The sequence below is a fragment of the Pseudovibrio sp. Ad26 genome (assembly GCF_001623285.1).
GTDB lineage: Bacteria > Pseudomonadota > Alphaproteobacteria > Rhizobiales > Stappiaceae > Pseudovibrio > Pseudovibrio ascidiaceicola.
Map to the genome: position 1 here is coordinate 44,201 of NZ_LMCE01000074.1, position 14,618 is coordinate 58,818.

The 14,618-nt window shown below is 55.6% G+C and carries 18 protein-coding genes; 15 read left to right on the forward strand and 3 right to left on the reverse strand.

Annotated features, from left to right (window positions below; all coding sequences use genetic code 11):
- Positions 1 to 185: 185 nt before the first annotated feature.
- The 5 genes from PsAD26_RS16810 (at position 186) to PsAD26_RS16830 (ending at position 2,487) form a co-directional block, all read left to right on the forward strand.
- On the forward strand, positions 186 to 434 hold the full coding sequence (locus PsAD26_RS16810) for a helix-turn-helix domain-containing protein (protein ID WP_063311383.1): 249 nt from the start codon (positions 186 to 188) through the stop codon (positions 432 to 434).
- Positions 431 to 1,135, forward strand: coding sequence for a helix-turn-helix domain-containing protein (locus PsAD26_RS16815; RefSeq protein ID WP_063311384.1), 705 nt, complete (start codon positions 431 to 433; stop codon positions 1,133 to 1,135). Before PsAD26_RS16810 ends, PsAD26_RS16815 begins: the two co-directional genes overlap by 4 nt.
- On the forward strand, positions 1,071 to 1,484 hold the full coding sequence (locus tag PsAD26_RS16820) for a hypothetical protein (protein ID WP_153041522.1): 414 nt from the start codon (positions 1,071 to 1,073) through the stop codon (positions 1,482 to 1,484). Before PsAD26_RS16815 ends, PsAD26_RS16820 begins: the two co-directional genes overlap by 65 nt.
- Positions 1,481 to 1,867 (forward strand): DUF6362 family protein, encoded by a 387-nt coding sequence (locus PsAD26_RS16825; RefSeq protein WP_063311386.1) that lies wholly within the window; start codon positions 1,481 to 1,483, stop codon positions 1,865 to 1,867. The genes PsAD26_RS16820 and PsAD26_RS16825 overlap by 4 nt, the downstream gene beginning before the upstream one ends.
- Before the next feature lie 356 nt (positions 1,868 to 2,223).
- A complete protein-coding gene (locus PsAD26_RS16830) occupies positions 2,224 to 2,487 on the forward strand; it encodes a hypothetical protein (RefSeq protein WP_063311401.1) in 264 nt (87 codons plus the stop codon).
- 253 nt (positions 2,488 to 2,740) lie between these two features.
- Here the strand turns inward: PsAD26_RS16830 and PsAD26_RS16835 are convergent, their stop codons facing one another.
- Together PsAD26_RS16835 and PsAD26_RS16840 are read right to left on the reverse strand one after the other, a co-directional pair.
- Positions 2,741 to 2,962 carry a hypothetical protein gene (locus PsAD26_RS16835; protein ID WP_063311387.1) on the reverse strand — a complete coding sequence of 74 codons (222 nt, stop codon included), beginning with the start codon at positions 2,960 to 2,962 and terminating at the stop codon, positions 2,741 to 2,743.
- A gap of 93 nt (positions 2,963 to 3,055) precedes the next feature.
- On the reverse strand, positions 3,056 to 3,259 hold the full coding sequence (locus PsAD26_RS16840) for a hypothetical protein (protein ID WP_063311388.1): 204 nt from the start codon (positions 3,257 to 3,259) through the stop codon (positions 3,056 to 3,058).
- Between the two features lie 734 nt (positions 3,260 to 3,993).
- On the opposite strand from PsAD26_RS16840, the gene PsAD26_RS16845 reads away from it, so the two are divergent.
- The 6 genes from PsAD26_RS16845 to PsAD26_RS16870 are packed head-to-tail and all read left to right on the forward strand — an operon-like array spanning position 3,994 to position 11,697.
- Complete coding sequence (locus PsAD26_RS16845; protein WP_153041523.1) at positions 3,994 to 5,346, forward strand: site-specific DNA-methyltransferase; 1,353 nt, start codon at positions 3,994 to 3,996, stop codon at positions 5,344 to 5,346.
- A 47-nt stretch (positions 5,347 to 5,393) separates the two neighbouring features.
- On the forward strand, positions 5,394 to 5,957 hold the full coding sequence (locus tag PsAD26_RS16850) for a hypothetical protein (RefSeq protein WP_063311390.1): 564 nt from the start codon (positions 5,394 to 5,396) through the stop codon (positions 5,955 to 5,957).
- Positions 5,950 to 7,935 carry a phage terminase large subunit family protein gene (locus PsAD26_RS16855; protein WP_206600014.1) on the forward strand — a complete coding sequence of 662 codons (1,986 nt, stop codon included), beginning with the start codon at positions 5,950 to 5,952 and terminating at the stop codon, positions 7,933 to 7,935. Before PsAD26_RS16850 ends, PsAD26_RS16855 begins: the two co-directional genes overlap by 8 nt.
- Positions 7,932 to 8,141, forward strand: a complete 210-nt coding sequence (locus tag PsAD26_RS16860) for a hypothetical protein (protein ID WP_063311391.1) — start codon at positions 7,932 to 7,934, stop codon at positions 8,139 to 8,141. The genes PsAD26_RS16855 and PsAD26_RS16860 overlap by 4 nt, the downstream gene beginning before the upstream one ends.
- Positions 8,138 to 9,676 carry a phage portal protein gene (locus PsAD26_RS16865; protein ID WP_063311392.1) on the forward strand — a complete coding sequence of 513 codons (1,539 nt, stop codon included), beginning with the start codon at positions 8,138 to 8,140 and terminating at the stop codon, positions 9,674 to 9,676. The genes PsAD26_RS16860 and PsAD26_RS16865 overlap by 4 nt, the downstream gene beginning before the upstream one ends.
- Positions 9,676 to 11,697 carry a prohead protease/major capsid protein fusion protein gene (locus PsAD26_RS16870; RefSeq protein WP_063311393.1) on the forward strand — a complete coding sequence of 674 codons (2,022 nt, stop codon included), beginning with the start codon at positions 9,676 to 9,678 and terminating at the stop codon, positions 11,695 to 11,697. The genes PsAD26_RS16865 and PsAD26_RS16870 overlap by 1 nt, the downstream gene beginning before the upstream one ends.
- Before the next feature lie 110 nt (positions 11,698 to 11,807).
- Here PsAD26_RS16870 and PsAD26_RS16875 read toward each other — a convergent pair whose 3' ends face one another.
- The gene (locus PsAD26_RS16875) at positions 11,808 to 12,635 is read right to left on the reverse strand and encodes an SH3 domain-containing protein (RefSeq protein ID WP_063311394.1); all 828 of its coding nucleotides are present in this window, start codon (positions 12,633 to 12,635) and stop codon (positions 11,808 to 11,810) included.
- A gap of 95 nt (positions 12,636 to 12,730) precedes the next feature.
- Between PsAD26_RS16875 and PsAD26_RS16880 the strand changes: the two genes are divergently transcribed.
- From PsAD26_RS16880 to PsAD26_RS16895, 4 genes are read left to right on the forward strand one after another with little or no spacing between them, the layout of a single operon-like run.
- Positions 12,731 to 13,075: a DUF2190 family protein gene (locus PsAD26_RS16880; RefSeq protein WP_063311395.1), complete on the forward strand. Its 345-nt coding sequence runs from the start codon at positions 12,731 to 12,733 to the stop codon at positions 13,073 to 13,075.
- A complete protein-coding gene (locus PsAD26_RS16885; RefSeq protein WP_063311396.1) occupies positions 13,075 to 13,410 on the forward strand; it encodes a hypothetical protein in 336 nt (111 codons plus the stop codon). The genes PsAD26_RS16880 and PsAD26_RS16885 overlap by 1 nt, the downstream gene beginning before the upstream one ends.
- The gene (locus tag PsAD26_RS16890) at positions 13,407 to 14,054 is read left to right on the forward strand and encodes a DUF6441 family protein (protein ID WP_063311397.1); all 648 of its coding nucleotides are present in this window, start codon (positions 13,407 to 13,409) and stop codon (positions 14,052 to 14,054) included. Before PsAD26_RS16885 ends, PsAD26_RS16890 begins: the two co-directional genes overlap by 4 nt.
- Entirely contained in the window at positions 14,054 to 14,494 is a 441-nt protein-coding gene (locus PsAD26_RS16895) for a hypothetical protein (RefSeq protein WP_063311398.1), read from the forward strand. The genes PsAD26_RS16890 and PsAD26_RS16895 overlap by 1 nt, the downstream gene beginning before the upstream one ends.
- Positions 14,495 to 14,618 lie beyond the last annotated feature (124 nt).

A 14,618-nucleotide genomic window follows, 5' to 3' on the forward strand; every position in this document is an offset into this window, starting at 1 on the left:
TCGGCTGGATTACCGGGGAGCAGCCTTAAGAAACAGTCCAGTTGTCCTCAATAGGCGCTGCCTTAATGTTTGAACGCCTATGAACGCCTTTCACTGCCTTTGAACGCCTATACGCCCATTTGCTCTCCATGCTTAGCTTTTCCGCAAACCGTTTGAGCCCAAGCGGTCCTGCTTTGGAGGAGCACATGGAAGACAACGTCCCTACCCCGGAACTTGAACAAACAGAACCTAAGGCCATCCTTGATGGCTGGATGACACGCGCAGAGCTGGCCAAAGAGCTTGGCGTTTGTGTTGATACGCTGGGCCGCTGGCAGACCATGCGCATTGGCCCACCGTGTGTGCGTACCGGGCGCCGGGTATTTTATCGCCGCACCTCTGTCACCGAGTGGCTGAGGCAAAAGGAAATCCGTGAGAACAGGATTTCGAACCTATGAGCGTTCAAGCGATCACCTGGGCTTATGGGCGGAGCGACATCACCGATCCAATCGAGAAGTTTATACTCATCACCATCGCCAACTTTGCAGATGAATACGGCCTGTGCTGGCCCTCGCAAGCCACGCTGCAGGAGGCGTGCTGCTGCTCGGAGCGCAAGCTGCGCAACTGCCTGAATGACCTGGAAGCGCTGGGGCTGATCACCCGCTACCAACGTCGCCGTGCCAATGGCTCTCGCAGGTCCGATATTTTCGTCCTTACTGGCTTTGACGGACGCAGGGCCATTCCCGATCAAAATGACCATCCTGCGCTAGAAAATCTGGAGGTGACCAAACCGAGAACACACAAGCGGCATGGTGTGCCGGAAGGACCTGCCAGCAACCGGCACGTGGTGCCGCACCAACCGGCATGTGGTGCCGCTACCAACCGGCACGTGGTGCCCCCCTTGAACCGTCACTTAGAACCATCAAAAGAACCTTTTCCCCCTATCCCCCAAAACCCGGCCTGTGAGCAACTTCAGGCAAAACCCAAAGTGCCAGCCAAGGAGAAATCCCATGAGCAATCTGTTCGATCCCATGAACCCACCCAGCGCAAAAAATCCATTTCCCATGTTTGGCAGAGAGCCTGGGATGAGGCTCTTGCAGCAGCTGGTAGCAACGCGATCAGAACGACGTCAGGCGCAACGAACAGCTCAGGAGAGTGAGGAATTGGAGCAACTCCTCAGCACACTCACACAGGCCAATGCTCCTGGAGGGGCAAAGCCGGTGAGCCTCGCTGTGGGACAATTGCTCAACCATTACCCGCAGAAACGGCTCTCACCAGAGGCCATCACTCAGCTCATCGAGGACTGGATCCAGGACTTGGGCAGCTATCCAACAGACGTGATCTTTGCCGCCTGTCAGGCTTGGCGACGCAGCAGCAAAACGATAGCTCCCACACCCGGCCAACTGATCACCCTGGCTGAGCCCATCATGGCAGCCCGCAACTTCCACATCCGCGTGCTGCACAGCGTTCTGGAAGCGCAGGAGGCCACTACCGAGGAGGTTTCATGACACTCAGCACCACAGAGATCGTCGACCGACTGGAGCTTGCTGCCAGCACGTTACGGCGGCTGCCCAACCCACCACGCTCAACACCGCGGCGCGATGGCAACACCTGGCCACAAGTCATCCATGATGTTCATGAAGCCTATGGCTACAACAAAACCCAAATCCGGGCGGTGCCCAGCGCCAAAGACATTCAGCTCATGGAAGACGCCATTGATTGGCTACGATATGTCCCTCAGCCTGATGACCGGAAAATCCTTTGGATGCGGGCGGAAGGTTTCCGCTGGCGACCCATCTGCATTCAGGTCGGGCTCACCCGTTCTACCGCTCACCGGCGTGCTGTGGCGGCTGTTTTGACGATACAACGCACGCTTTGTCGCCAACGCTGATAGACCAACCTGTCTTACCACCAGTACTCAGGACCGGCTAATGCTATGGGTTTGTGGAGGAATTCAGTTTCCTTGCATTGACACCTTGCGCCATTCATCGCATGGTCATCTTGAGGCATCACAACCTCTACGAAGCGGTCACCGCAGCCGTTAATTGTCGGTCATTTTGTGTTTGGAGTTAGTTCTCCTTACGCAAACTCTCGCTTATGGGCGGGAGGGCGGTGAATACAATACCCCTTCGCGGGGGAATAAACCCGCCTGTCTTCGTCAGGTTGTGAACCTCCCGCTCACCAGTGGGTTGTCACAAGTCTTCTGCTGAGTGGTTTGTTCAACAAGCCAACGAAGAGGGCTTTGATATGACTGAAACTGGTAAAGAGAAATGTGCCCATACGTCCCTTCGCAATGAAGTGGATCAGCTTCGATTATCAACCAACCACCTCAAAAATCTAGTCTATTCCATGAGCGTGGTGATGAGCGAACGCATGGAGCATACCCAGGAATATGAAGCGTTGCTGACGCTGTTTGATACTGTGCGCAATCACATTGAAGACGTACAAGGTAGTAGCGAGAAGATATCCGAGCTGCTTGAACCTTGCGCACTGGAAGTCTCAAAAGACTAAAAAGCATTGGAATGCCGAGAGGTTCTGCCTCTCATGGAATATTCTGGCTTGGGAGGCGCAGTGCCTCTCAGGCCTTTTTGAGTTTGACCTGAGTTTTGAAAGCTCATCCATAGACCGGGAAGGTGCATCACTAGAGACCCGGAAGGGGTATTGGCCTCCATTGCCTCAGATCAGGCTTCTGGCTGAACCACCCTGCCAAAAGGCAAACCCCGCACGAGGCGGGGTACAATCCGTATCCTGAAATCTGCCTGGCTCAAATCAGCCCGAGTTCTCGCAGTGTGGTTGCTGCATCAAGAAGCTGGTTGGTGTTCACTTCCACCGTGAGTGTCATGCTGTCTGCATTGACCCGCGCTTTGACCGCGGCTTTGTCGTCGAGTGCGTGGGCAATCGGGTCGCAGGCCTCATATGGCTGATTTGCGTTAAACCCTGCCTTGGCTATGTCGTGTGCTGCAATTCTGATTGTGCTGGTTCTCATAGAACTTCCTCCACTTTAGCAGGCACCCTGCCCGCCTTCACGATCGCAACCCCGCACTACTGGCGGGGTCAGGCTTCTTGTGAGGTGATAGGCTTAGCTTTCCAGTTCAGCTGCCAGCTTGTCTCTGGCGGCGCCTAGCATGTCCAAGTAGGCACCGCCGCGGTGTAGGATGATCTTACCCGCCCACAGCTCCTCGGCGTTCTTGTCGCCAAAAACCTCACGCATTTCTTCATTGGTGTAGCGTAGGATTTCTGAACCCCATTGGGGGTGTTCCATGTAGATGTAATTCACGTGCATGGCGCTTGCTCCTCTCTATCTCTTGTGCCTCCTACACATGGCCTGAGTTCGGTTTTCCCGGTACCGCGCAATGCCATACCAGTCTGTACAATCAAGGGCTCACAAGTGCCATACCGTTGGTTTTGTGGGTGTATCGGCGCCTGCGAAGTGTGGCTGGTGCGCGCTTTAAAACAAGAGGTGTCTTACGTGCTCGTGCCGCCTGTTGCTGGCTGGTATCGTCTCGCACCCACTTTGATCTGGGTTCAACTGCATTGCGCCGCACTCCCTTACAAATGACCCCGTACTTCTGGCGCGACAGAATCGGGCTCTCTCGGGCAGTTTATCGCTATGCTCGGCGGTGCCGTGGTCTCCTCCTCCAGCCGCAGTCAAGCCGTGCAATATCCTCCTCGCAATCCCATACCATGCTTCCCCTACCCCGGCTTTTGGGTCCTTCCGGGCCGCAATCGTATGCGGTGGGGCTTTGCGCACCAGATCGCCAGTTACAGAGGAAAAATTTGGGTTCGCACTTTGGGTTCGCGGTTCGCACCTGGCGGAAACGAATGAAAGCGCTGCATTGCAACATTCCTGATTAAGGCACTGTTGAATCAAGAATTTCTGCAACGACGTTCTTACTTCGAAATCAGCTCAAGGGTGCGAACCTAGAGTTTTGGGTTCGCAGCTTAGGTTCGCACTTAAGGTTCGCGGGTTCGCACCCTGAATTCCATGGTTCGCACTAGGCCAACAGGAGCTGACCTTTGCAAGTCGAGATGATGTCTATCGCAGCACTGGTGCCTTATGCGGGCAATGCAAGAACGCATCCCGATTGGCAGATTACCCAGATTGCAAGCTCGATCGCTGAGTTCGGATTTACCAACCCGATCCTGATTGGTGCTGACAACGACATCATCGCCGGCCACGGGCGCTTACTGGCAGCACAGCGATTGGAACTTCCTGACGTTCCCGTCATCCGGCTTGCGCATCTATCCGAGCTGCAGCGCCGAGCACTCATCATTACCGATAATAAGATCGCCGAGAATGCAGGTTGGGATGAAGCCTTGCTGCGTGAGGAACTGGCAGCGCTCAGTGATGATAGTTTCGATCTGGATGTGCTCGGGTTTTCTGATGAGGAACTCGGCGAGATTCTGGGGTTTGGAGGTGAGAACGCCCCTCCTCCTCCTCCTGGCGATGTGGACTATATTCCCTCTCCCGAACCGGTTCATGCTTCAGTTCCCGGTTCCATCTGGCTCTTGGGCGAGCACCGCCTCATGTGCAGTGACAGCACCTCATCAGACCACATGAACGCGCTGTGCGACGGAGAGCTGGTCGATGCGGTCTGGACCGACCCGCCCTACAACGTCAATTACGAAGGCGCCGCAGGAAAGATCAAGAACGACAATTTGAGCCGTGGCGATTTTCGAAAGTTCCTGCTGGATGCGTTTTCCTGCACTGCCTCGGTCATGCGTGCCGGAGCGCCCATCTATGTAGCTCATTCAGAGACTGAAGGCTTGAGTTTCCGACGAGCCTTTGTCCAAGCCGGCTTCAAGCTCTCCAGTTGCCTCATCTGGGTTAAGCCTGCTCTCGTTATTGGCCACGCCGACTATCAGTGGCGCCACGAACCTATCCTCTACGGCTGGAAACTTGGAGCCTCTCATAGCTGGTATGGCGGGCGCACCAACACGACTGTATTCGAGGACGATGGCAAATCCTTGCGGGTGATGCCAGATGGTAGCTTACAGATCGACCTGAGTGATCAAGTGGTCGTCGTTGAAGGTGAGAACATGACCATGCGCTCACTCGATAGCACGGTTATCCATCACGACAAGCCGGTCAGAAGCGCAGAGCACCCAACCATGAAGCCGGTTTCCCTCATTCAGCAGATGTTGGAGAATTCAACCAAGCAAGGTGACCTCGTGCTGGATCCGTTTGGCGGTTCCGGCTCCACATTAATAGCCTGCGAGAAGCTAAGGCGAAAAGCGCGTCTGATGGAACTGGATCCCAAGTACTGCGATGTGATCGTCACCCGCTGGCAGGAATACACCGGCAAACAAGCAACGCTTGCAGATGATGGCCGCTGTTTTAATGACATCAGAGCATTGGTCAGTGGTTAAAGCCTGTGAGCAATACAGCCCAAACGACCAATCAACGGACCAGACCCATGGGATTATCTCGGCGCGCATATGCGCAGCATCGCAAAGCTTTGGGTTTACCCGGTGCGACCGATATGGCCGTTCGCAAAGCCATTCAGTCCAGCAGGATCACGTTGGAAGCGGATGGCAGTATCGATCCGGCCAAAGCAGACGCGCAGTGGGCAGCATCAACAGACAGTGCGAAACGCAGACAGCCCAAGCGCTCAGGGACACGTCCGTCCGAACCCAAGGCAGCTCCTGCCATTTCCGAAGGTTCCGATCCCATAGGTGCCTCCCAAGGCATCACCTACGCCAAGGCACGGGCTGCCAATGAAGCTTTGAAGGCACAGCGCTCCAAACTGCTTCTGCAACAGCTTAAGGGTGAGCTCATTGATCGTCGTGCGGCTGTAAACCATGTATTTGACCTCGCCCGCAAAGAGCGAGATTCATGGCTGCAACTACCCGCTCGTGTTGCCGCCAATATGGCAGCTGAGCTGGGCGTCGATGCCCATAAGATGGAGTTGCTGCTTGATGAGGTTATTCGCGACCATTTAGCCCAGCTTTCTGAAATCAAGATAGAGCTCGGTGGGTGAGTATCAGGGCACAAGTGACATTCAAACCGCCTGGCTTTCGGGACTGGCCCCGGATCCGGCGCTTACAGTTACCCAGTGGGCGGATGCCAAACGCTACCTGTCGTCCAAAGGAGCAGCTGAGCCCGGCAAATATGTAAGCAGCCGCACCCCGTTTATGCGCGCCATTATGGATGCGCTCTCGCCCAGTCACTGGGCTCAGAAGATCATCTTTGCCAAATCCGCTCAGGTTGGCGCGACGGAGGCCGGCATCAACTGGATCGGGCACACCATGGAGGTGGCGCCCGCTCCATTTTTAGCCGTGCAAGCCAATGAGACCACTGCCAAGCGGTTCTCCCGTCAGCGGGTGGATCCGATGATTGAGGCAACACCAACGATACGAGGGATTGTGGCCCCGGCCAAGTCGCGAGACAGCGGCAACACACAATTAGAGAAAAGCTATCCTGGCGGGCATCTCTTCATTGCCGGCGGCAACTCAGCGGCAGGCCTCAGGTCTATGCCAATCCGCTATGTGCATCTGGATGAAGTGGATGCTTACAAAGATGATCTGGATGAGGAAGGCGATCCGGTCACCTTGGCTGAAGCACGCACCCATACGTTTGGCCGGCGCAAGAAGATCTACATCTCGTCTACGCCAACCATAAAAGGGGCCTCGCGCATCGAAGCAGAGTTCGAGCTGAGTGACCAGAACCGCTACTTCGTGCCCTGCCCCCATTGTCTGGGCTTACAGGTTCTAAAATTCGAACGCCTCAAATGGGATTGGGGCACCCCGCGTTCCGTTCGATATCTTTGCGAGCATTGCGACCAGCCAATCGAGGAACGCTTTAAGACCTGGATGATGGATCCTGAAAACGGAGCGTGTTGGCAACCAACCGCAGACCCGGAGCTGATCCACAAAGCTCATGAGGCTGGTATTGTCGGGTTTCATATCTCAGGGCTTTATTCTCCCATTGGCTGGCTGTCCTGGGAGGCTATTGCCCGCTCCTGGGAAGCAGCGCAAGGCAAGGACGCATTGCTCAAAGCGTTCAAGAACACCACCCTTGGCGAGACCTGGGAAGAACAAGGCGAAGCACCCGACTGGCAAAAGCTTTATGAGCGCCGCGAAAGCTTCAGGCTTGGCACAGTTCCGGAAGGCGGATTGGTGCTCACCATGGGCGTTGATGTTCAGCGTGCTGGACGGTTGGAAGCGGATGTCTGGGCCTGGGGTCGAGGTGGGACAAGCTGGCTTATCGATCACATCACACTGGATGGTGATGTCAGCAAAGACGATGTTTGGATTGAGCTTACCGAGCTTTGTGCCAGCACCTGGCCGCATGCAAGCGGCGTACCCATGTCCGTTGCCCGTGTCGGCATTGATACGGGCGATGGCATGACGGTGGATTCCGTTTATGCCTGGGTGCGCAAGATGGGTCGCGGCCAGGTGATCGCCTTGAAGGGCCGTGGCGGGTTTGATCGCATCGCGCCCGTCGATGGGCCAAGCTATGTGGACGTGACTGAGGGCGGGCGCAAAATCTCCCGCGGAGTGGCTCTTTGGAATGTGGCGGTTTCCGTCTTCAAACTGGAGACCTATCGCTATTTCCGCTTGAATGTGCCCACCGACGAGGATCTGGCTCTTGGCAAAACCTATCCAGATGGTTTCATCCACGTGGGTCAGGGCGTCAGCGCTGAATGGTTCAAGCAGATAACTGCCGAGCAGCTGGTTCAGCGCAAGAACAAACGCACCGGATTTGCCAAATCAGAATGGGTCAAAACCCGAGAACGAAACGAGGCATTGGATTGCCGGGTCTACGCCCGCGCTGTGGCCTGGCTGCTGGGCATCGATCGCTGGGATGAAAGCCGTTGGCAGGATCTGGAAGCGCAGCTCAAGCAGGCCCAGCAAGCTGCCCCAGAACCAGCAGGCCAACCACGCCGACAAAGACGATTTCGCAAAGCCAAGCAAAGCACCTGGTTCGGTAAACAGCAAAGGAACTGGTTTAAATGAGCTGGACACCGGCAGAATTGGCTGCCCTGAAGAAGGCCTATGCAGCAGGTGCCACCCGTGTGTCCTATGAAGGCAAGACAGTTGAGTATGACAGCGGTGCCCAGCTGCTAACCCGCATTCGCATCATTGAAGCTGAGATCTCCGCCTCAAATGGTAAGAAAAAGCCAGTGGCAGGTTTTGTTCGGTTCACCCGGGAGATCCGATGAGAACGAAGTCGGTGCACGTTCCTTTCACCTGGAGTGATCGGGCGCTGGCACTGTTTTCTCCAACGCGGGCTGCAAAGCGTTATGCCAGTCGGGCAACCCTTGCCAATCTGCGCCGGCTTTATGAAGGTGCGCAAAAAGGACGCTTAAGCAACGGCTGGCGTTCCAGCAACACTGCTGCGGATAGCGAGATCGCAGGAGCAGGCGGTCTTCTTCGCGACCGTATGCGGGATCTGGTGCGCAACAACCCGCTGGCTGCGCAAGCGGTTCAGGTGCTGGTCAACAACATGGTTGGGCCCGGCATCCGGCCACGGGCTGCAACAGCGAGCAAGGCACGCAACAAGAAGATCGACAAGCTTTGGAACGAATGGGCAAAGGCTTGCGATGCTCATGGCCACACGGACTTTCATGGGCTTTTGAGCCTGGCCGTGCGTGAGATGATTGAGGGCGGTGAGGTCTTTGCACTCAAGCGCCCTCAGCGTAGCTCCAAAGGCAAAGTTCCGTTGCAGATCGAGCTACGAGAAGCCGATCACCTGGATACCGCCCGGTTAAGCGAGGCCAAAGACAATTCTATCCGTCGGGGCATTGAATACGACACATCCGGCAGGCGGACCGCTTACTGGATGTTTCCAGATCATCCGGGTGATACCACCTCAGCTTTCACGCGCCGGTTGGAATCGGTTCGCATTCCTGCTGACATGGTAGCGCACTTGTTTGAGCGCCAGCGGGTGCAGTCTCGCGGCGTGCCCTGGGGAACGCCGGCCATGACAGCGCTGCGAGATCTAGGTGATTGGCAGCTTGCTGAAATGGTGCGCAAGAAGACCGAAGCCTGCCTTGTGGGTGTGGTACTGGGTGAAGATGGTGATGGCGGGGCTTCTGTTGCCCCCACGGTGGAAGATGCTGACGGCAATCAAGTCGAACAGTTCTCTCCCGGCATGATTGCCTATGCGCGGGGCGGCAAAGATATTCGCTTTAACACACCAGGCCATTCAGGCGGCATTGCCGAATGGAACCGGGTGCAGATGCATATCATCGCCTCGGGTTTTCGGGTGCCTTATGCGCTGATGACGGGAGACTTAAGCCAGGCCAACTTTTCCTCCAACCGCGCCGGGTTGAACGAGTTCCGCCGTATGGTGGATCAAGTGCAATGGCACATCATTATCCCGATGTTCTGCGAGCCTATCTGGGCCTGGTTTATTGAGGCCGCTTACACGGCAGGTCTTATCGATACCCCGGACGTCCCGGCTGAATGGGCACCGCCTAAGTTTGAAAGCGTCAATCCCAAGCAGGATGCTGAAACCGATCTTATCGAGACCAGATCAGGCTTCACCTCCCTGCCCCAGCAAATTGCCAAGCGTGGCTATGATCCACGCGAGGTGGTGGAAGAACAAGCAGCGTTCCTCAAGGAAACCGATGACCTCGGTCTGGTCCTCGACAGCGATCCACGCAAGATGTCCCGCGCGGGCCTTGCACAAGCTGACCTCGAAACGGGTCCGAAACCAGAACCATCCAGCAGCACAGCGAAAGACGAAACCTGATGCCAGAGCAAACGTTAGGCCTGCCGCTTTTGGGGCGGGCTGCAGAAGTGCGTGCAGATAGCGTAGACCGCGAGGCACGCACCATTGAGATTGTCTGGACCACGGGTGCCACCGTCCAGCGCATGCGCTGGGAAGGTTGGGATGAGCTTGTTGAATACGATGAAGAGCTGCAGGTGGATGAGAGGTCCGTTCGCCTGGGGAGGCTGGATGCCGGTGCCCCGTTCCTCAATTCCCACAATGCCTGGCGTCTGGAGAATGTGCTGGGTTCTGTTGTTCCAGGCTCCGTGCGTCTTCAAGACGGGAAAGGCTTTGCCACCATCCGGCTGACAGACGCACCTGATGCCTCAGGCATTGTCCAGCGTATCCTGGAAGGCACCGTGCGCAGTGTTTCCGTTGGCTACCGCGTCCACACTTATGAGATCACAGCACAAGAAGGCAAACGTGAACTCTGGCGTGCCACCGACTGGGAGCCTCTGGAAGTCTCAGCAGTTGCTATTCCCGCTGATCCGGGTGCGCAAACCCGAAGCTCAAATGAGATAGCGCCTTCGTTCAGTCCCTGCACGCTTGTTCGCAACTTGACCCTCTCGTCGCCCTCCAAGGAGTCCGTGATGCCAGATACGCCCAATGACAAACCTGCAACAGATACAGTAAGAACCGATCCTCCGAAAACGCCAGAGCAATCAGCGTCACCTCCTGAGGAAGAGCCCAATGCGGAGGCAGTGCGCACTGAAGAACGCACCCGTGTCAGCACCATCACACAACTGTGCCGGCGACATAAACTGGAAGATAGCTTTGCTGATGATCTGATTGCCCGCGGTGTCTCATTGGAAGCCGCCCGTTCTGAAATCCTCGACAAGATCTATGAGGCTGATCCCCTCAAAGGCAAAACTACGGAGCCTGCGCCTGCTGAGGCACGCAGTCAGGACACACGCGAAGTCTCTTACCGTGATGCACTCACCAATGCTTTGCAACACCGGGCCTCGCCCGATCTCACCAAGCTCAGTGACGAGGCCAGACAGTTCCGCGGCATGACGCTGTTGGAGTTGGCTCGCAATGCTTTGGAACGACGCGGTCTAAGCACGCTTGGCATGAGCAAGATGGAGCTGGCCACCGCCGCCTTTGCCATGCGTTCAGCCGGCTATCACGCCACCTCAGATTTCCCAGCGATCCTTGCCAATGTAGCCGGTAAAACTTTGCGTGATGCTTATGACAGCACCCCGCGCACCTTCCGCCCCTGGGCACGGCGTACGACCATCGTTGATTTTAAACCGGTACAGCGCACCCAGCTTGGCGGCGCGCCGGATCTTGAAAAAGTGTTGGAATCTGGTGAATTCCAATACGGCACCATGGGTGAAGGCAAAGAGATTTATGCGCTTGCCACCTATGGCAAGATCATTGCCATCACCCGGCAGGCTCTGATCAATGATGATCTGGATGCCTTCACCCGCATCCCACGCTCCTTTGGAGCCTCAGCTGCTGATCTTGAAAGCGATATCGTTTACGCCATCCTCAAGGACAATCCGGTCATGCAGGATGGCACCGCGTTGTTCCATGCAAAGCATAACAATCTGGGAGCTGCTGCCAAGATTGATGAAACCTCCCTCACCGCTGCCTACCGTGCCTTTGGTCAGCACAAGGGGCTGGAAGGCAGGCTGATCTCAGTTCAGCCACGCTACATCATTACCCCGCCTGGCCCCCGCTCGGTAGAAGCGCGCAAGCAGATCACCGCAACCACACCGGCCAACACTTCAGACGTCAATGCTTACGCTGGACGCCTGGAGCCTATCGAAGAGCCCCGTTTGATCCCGGCATCAGGTCAGGATCCCTGGTTCCTGACAGCTGATCCAGCTCGCATTGATACGGTGGAATTCGCTTATCTGGAAGGTCAGGAAGGTGTCTTTACTGAAACCCGAACGGGCTTTGAGGTCGACGGTATTGAGCTCAAGGCCCGGCATGATTTTGCTGCTAAGGCCATTGATCATCGCGGGCTATATAAGAACCCCGGCGCGGCTTCCTCTTAAATCCTGATAAGCCCCCGCACCTTATCAGGACAACCTGCACCCGGCTCTACCCAGCTCCTCTTGAGCCGGGTGCAGGGATTTACAAGGCTATGTTGATCAGAGGGGTTCGTTTAGCGAAATACTTCCCCCGAAGTAGCATTGAGATAAAGCCGATTTGCGACGGAACCTCCCCCACAATAAGTGAAGTAAATGGGTTTTCCCCGATGGTTTGAAGACTTCACCCATCCACCCATTTCTTGAAAGTCTTGTTCCGTGCATTGACGTTGCTCAATCAAGGATTGAGCAGCTTTTGTGAACATAGTTCTGTACTGAGCAAAATCATCTGAACCTGCAACTAGCTTTTCGACGCCCGACGCATCCGCAGCAGGATCAGGTGGGCGATCTTGAGACAGGAATTCTGCAGAAACCCATTCAGAGAAAGCACCATCAGTTATACCATTTGAAGAAGTGCAAAAAGCATTCCCCGCATCGACATACTTACTCTGCCCATCAACACAGAAGGCATCATAAGGTTCTGTAACTCGAGCCCAACCACTTTTCGTTTCCAGAACCATTGCTGCCTCACGGAAATAGAACTGACCGACTACTCCGCAATCTACTGAAGGACATGTTCTACGGTTCAACCGCTTTGAGACCACCCAGTATTTTTCATTCTTTTCAGGCCCTATCGATTGCTCTCTCTTGGCTTCTCCTGACTGTGTTTCAGGTTCATCTGGTTTGGGTGCAAACACACCGACAAGCACAAAGCAAAGGATAGAAGAAAACAAGGCGCGCCACCTTCTCTTGAAAGGCTTGAAGGGATAGATGATACCCGCTAGCGAAAATAATAACGCAATAGCTAACAACGATGTGACGATCATATTTCTTCCCCCAGCGCCCAACATAGACCAAAAAGCAATCGGCATCTGAGACGGCCAGCCAGCTTTTGTCCAAATCATAGTCTAGCGACATCTCTACCGCCAAGAACCTGCTTACTTAGTTGTATCTCAACGCTCACTCTCGCATCAACGAAATCCACATCAAAGGCCTACCCATGAAGAACTTCATCTCTCAGGGAAATACACTCACATTCACCAATGACACAGGCGCACCGATTAGCTCCGGCAGCGGCGCCTTACTCGGCACAATCTTTGGCGTTGCCGCCGGCGACATCGCGGAGAACGCAAGCGGTATACTGAACCTTGTGGGCACCTATGAGCTCGCCAAAGCGCCGTCTGAGGCGTGGAGCCTGGGCGCTGCGGTTTACTGGGACAACACGGCCAAACACTGCACCAATGTTGCCACCGATAACACGCTCATCGGCGCTGCAACGGAAGCTGTCGGTGGCGGCGCAGCAGACATTCTCGGCAAGGTCCGCCTTAACGGCTCCTTTGGCTGATGGAGTTTTTTGCCTCGGCGATCGATCTGATCTTTGCCGATGACAGCATGGCCCGCACTGCGGTTTACCGCAGGCAAGGTAGAGGCGACGCTATCCCCGTACGCATAATCCTGCGCTCCCCCGATGCCCTACAACAGTATAATGGCGGCAGGTTTCGTCAGGATGCGGTCTTCATTGATGTGCGGGTAAGCGAAGTCCCTGAGCTATCCAAGCACGATACCTTCGAGTTTTTAGCCGACGACGGAATCCCCTCAGGACAAATCTATGAGATCACTGGCGAGCCTGGCCGAGACCGCGAACGTCTTATCTGGCAGGGGGAAGCCGCCAGCTTATGAAGCTTCTCGTCAAGGTCAACGGCTCTCCAGAAGACCTGATGACAAAAGAGCTGGAACTTGCTGAGAACGCTGTCACCAAGGGCATTCGCACTGCCGGTAAGGGGCTCAAAGAAGATTGGCGCTCGCAAATCCAAAGCGCTGGCCTTGGCATCAAACTGGCACGCACCATCCGCCAGCAAAACTATCCGTTGCGGGGCACAAGTCTCAAAGCAGCCAGTCTGGTTTACAGCCGTGCCAGCAAAGTGGTGGACGCCCATGACCGCGGTATTCTCATCAGATCCAAAGAAGGCTTCTGGCTTGCCATTCTCATTGGCGTTGCCGCCAAAATGCGAGGTCCGCAAAACAAACGCATTACGCCTGGTGGCTTTGAACGGCGTACCGGCATTCGCCTGCGCTTTGTCTATAGACGCGGGCAGCCCTCACTACTGGTGGCAGAGGATGCCCGCTTCACCAAACGCGGGCGCATTGGCAAGAAAGGTGGCAGGCGACGTAAGGACGGTATCTTAACTGGCGCACAGACCATTCCTGTGTTTTTGCTCGTGCCTCAAGTCAAACTCAAGAAACGCCTGGATTTGGACCGAGACACCGAGCTTTGGGGAAGCCGTCTGCCCGGTCTGATTGTTGCCAATTGGAAGGAACGGTGATGGCTGCTAGCACCTCTGAGCAAGTGCTGAGCGCTTTGTTCGAGATGCTGCAAAGCAACACGCCCACTGGCGTAAAACTCCTACGCAATGAAGCTTATCCCGAGCGTATTCCTGCAGCAGGCATTTTGATCCTGCGCGATGGCGATCCGGGTGAGCCGGAAGTGACGCTGTCACCGCCCTCGTATCTTTATGAACACCGCGCCGAAGTGGATCTGCTGGTGGAAGCTAGAGAGGCTGAAGCGCGGGACGCTGCCTTTGATGCGCTGAAGCAGACAGTAGGTGCTGCCATTGCATCCGATAGAAGTCTTGGAGGACTGTGCGACTACATGGAAGCCGAAGCCCCAGCGCCCATTGATCTGGCCCTTGAAGGCACGCAAGCCCTCAAGGCCGCAACCATCACCATCAAACTCATTTACGCCTCCTTCGATCCTCTTGCATAGAAAGGACGACCCATGGCCCGTGCCCGAGGTGCCCGCTCTGTACTGGCAGCTGCCTTTGAAACAACCTATGGCACCGCTCCAGCTGCTGGATCTTATTGGAAGATGCCCTTTGCCAGTTCCAATC

Coding starts and splice junctions, on each gene's coding strand:
- PsAD26_RS16810 (WP_063311383.1), top strand. CDS start 186: ATGGAAGACAACGTCCCTACCCCGGAACTTGAACAAACAGAACCTAAG.
- PsAD26_RS16815 (WP_063311384.1), top strand. CDS start 431: ATGAGCGTTCAAGCGATCACCTGGGCTTATGGGCGGAGCGACATCACC.
- PsAD26_RS16825 (WP_063311386.1), top strand. CDS start 1,481: ATGACACTCAGCACCACAGAGATCGTCGACCGACTGGAGCTTGCTGCC.
- PsAD26_RS16830 (WP_063311401.1), top strand. CDS start 2,224: ATGACTGAAACTGGTAAAGAGAAATGTGCCCATACGTCCCTTCGCAAT.
- PsAD26_RS16835 (WP_063311387.1), bottom strand. CDS start 2,962: ATGAGAACCAGCACAATCAGAATTGCAGCACACGACATAGCCAAGGCA.
- PsAD26_RS16840 (WP_063311388.1), bottom strand. CDS start 3,259: ATGCACGTGAATTACATCTACATGGAACACCCCCAATGGGGTTCAGAA.
- PsAD26_RS16850 (WP_063311390.1), top strand. CDS start 5,394: ATGGGATTATCTCGGCGCGCATATGCGCAGCATCGCAAAGCTTTGGGT.
- PsAD26_RS16860 (WP_063311391.1), top strand. CDS start 7,932: ATGAGCTGGACACCGGCAGAATTGGCTGCCCTGAAGAAGGCCTATGCA.
- PsAD26_RS16865 (WP_063311392.1), top strand. CDS start 8,138: ATGAGAACGAAGTCGGTGCACGTTCCTTTCACCTGGAGTGATCGGGCG.
- PsAD26_RS16870 (WP_063311393.1), top strand. CDS start 9,676: ATGCCAGAGCAAACGTTAGGCCTGCCGCTTTTGGGGCGGGCTGCAGAA.
- PsAD26_RS16875 (WP_063311394.1), bottom strand. CDS start 12,635: ATGATTTGGACAAAAGCTGGCTGGCCGTCTCAGATGCCGATTGCTTTT.
- PsAD26_RS16880 (WP_063311395.1), top strand. CDS start 12,731: ATGAAGAACTTCATCTCTCAGGGAAATACACTCACATTCACCAATGAC.
- PsAD26_RS16885 (WP_063311396.1), top strand. CDS start 13,075: ATGGAGTTTTTTGCCTCGGCGATCGATCTGATCTTTGCCGATGACAGC.
- PsAD26_RS16890 (WP_063311397.1), top strand. CDS start 13,407: ATGAAGCTTCTCGTCAAGGTCAACGGCTCTCCAGAAGACCTGATGACA.
- PsAD26_RS16895 (WP_063311398.1), top strand. CDS start 14,054: ATGGCTGCTAGCACCTCTGAGCAAGTGCTGAGCGCTTTGTTCGAGATG.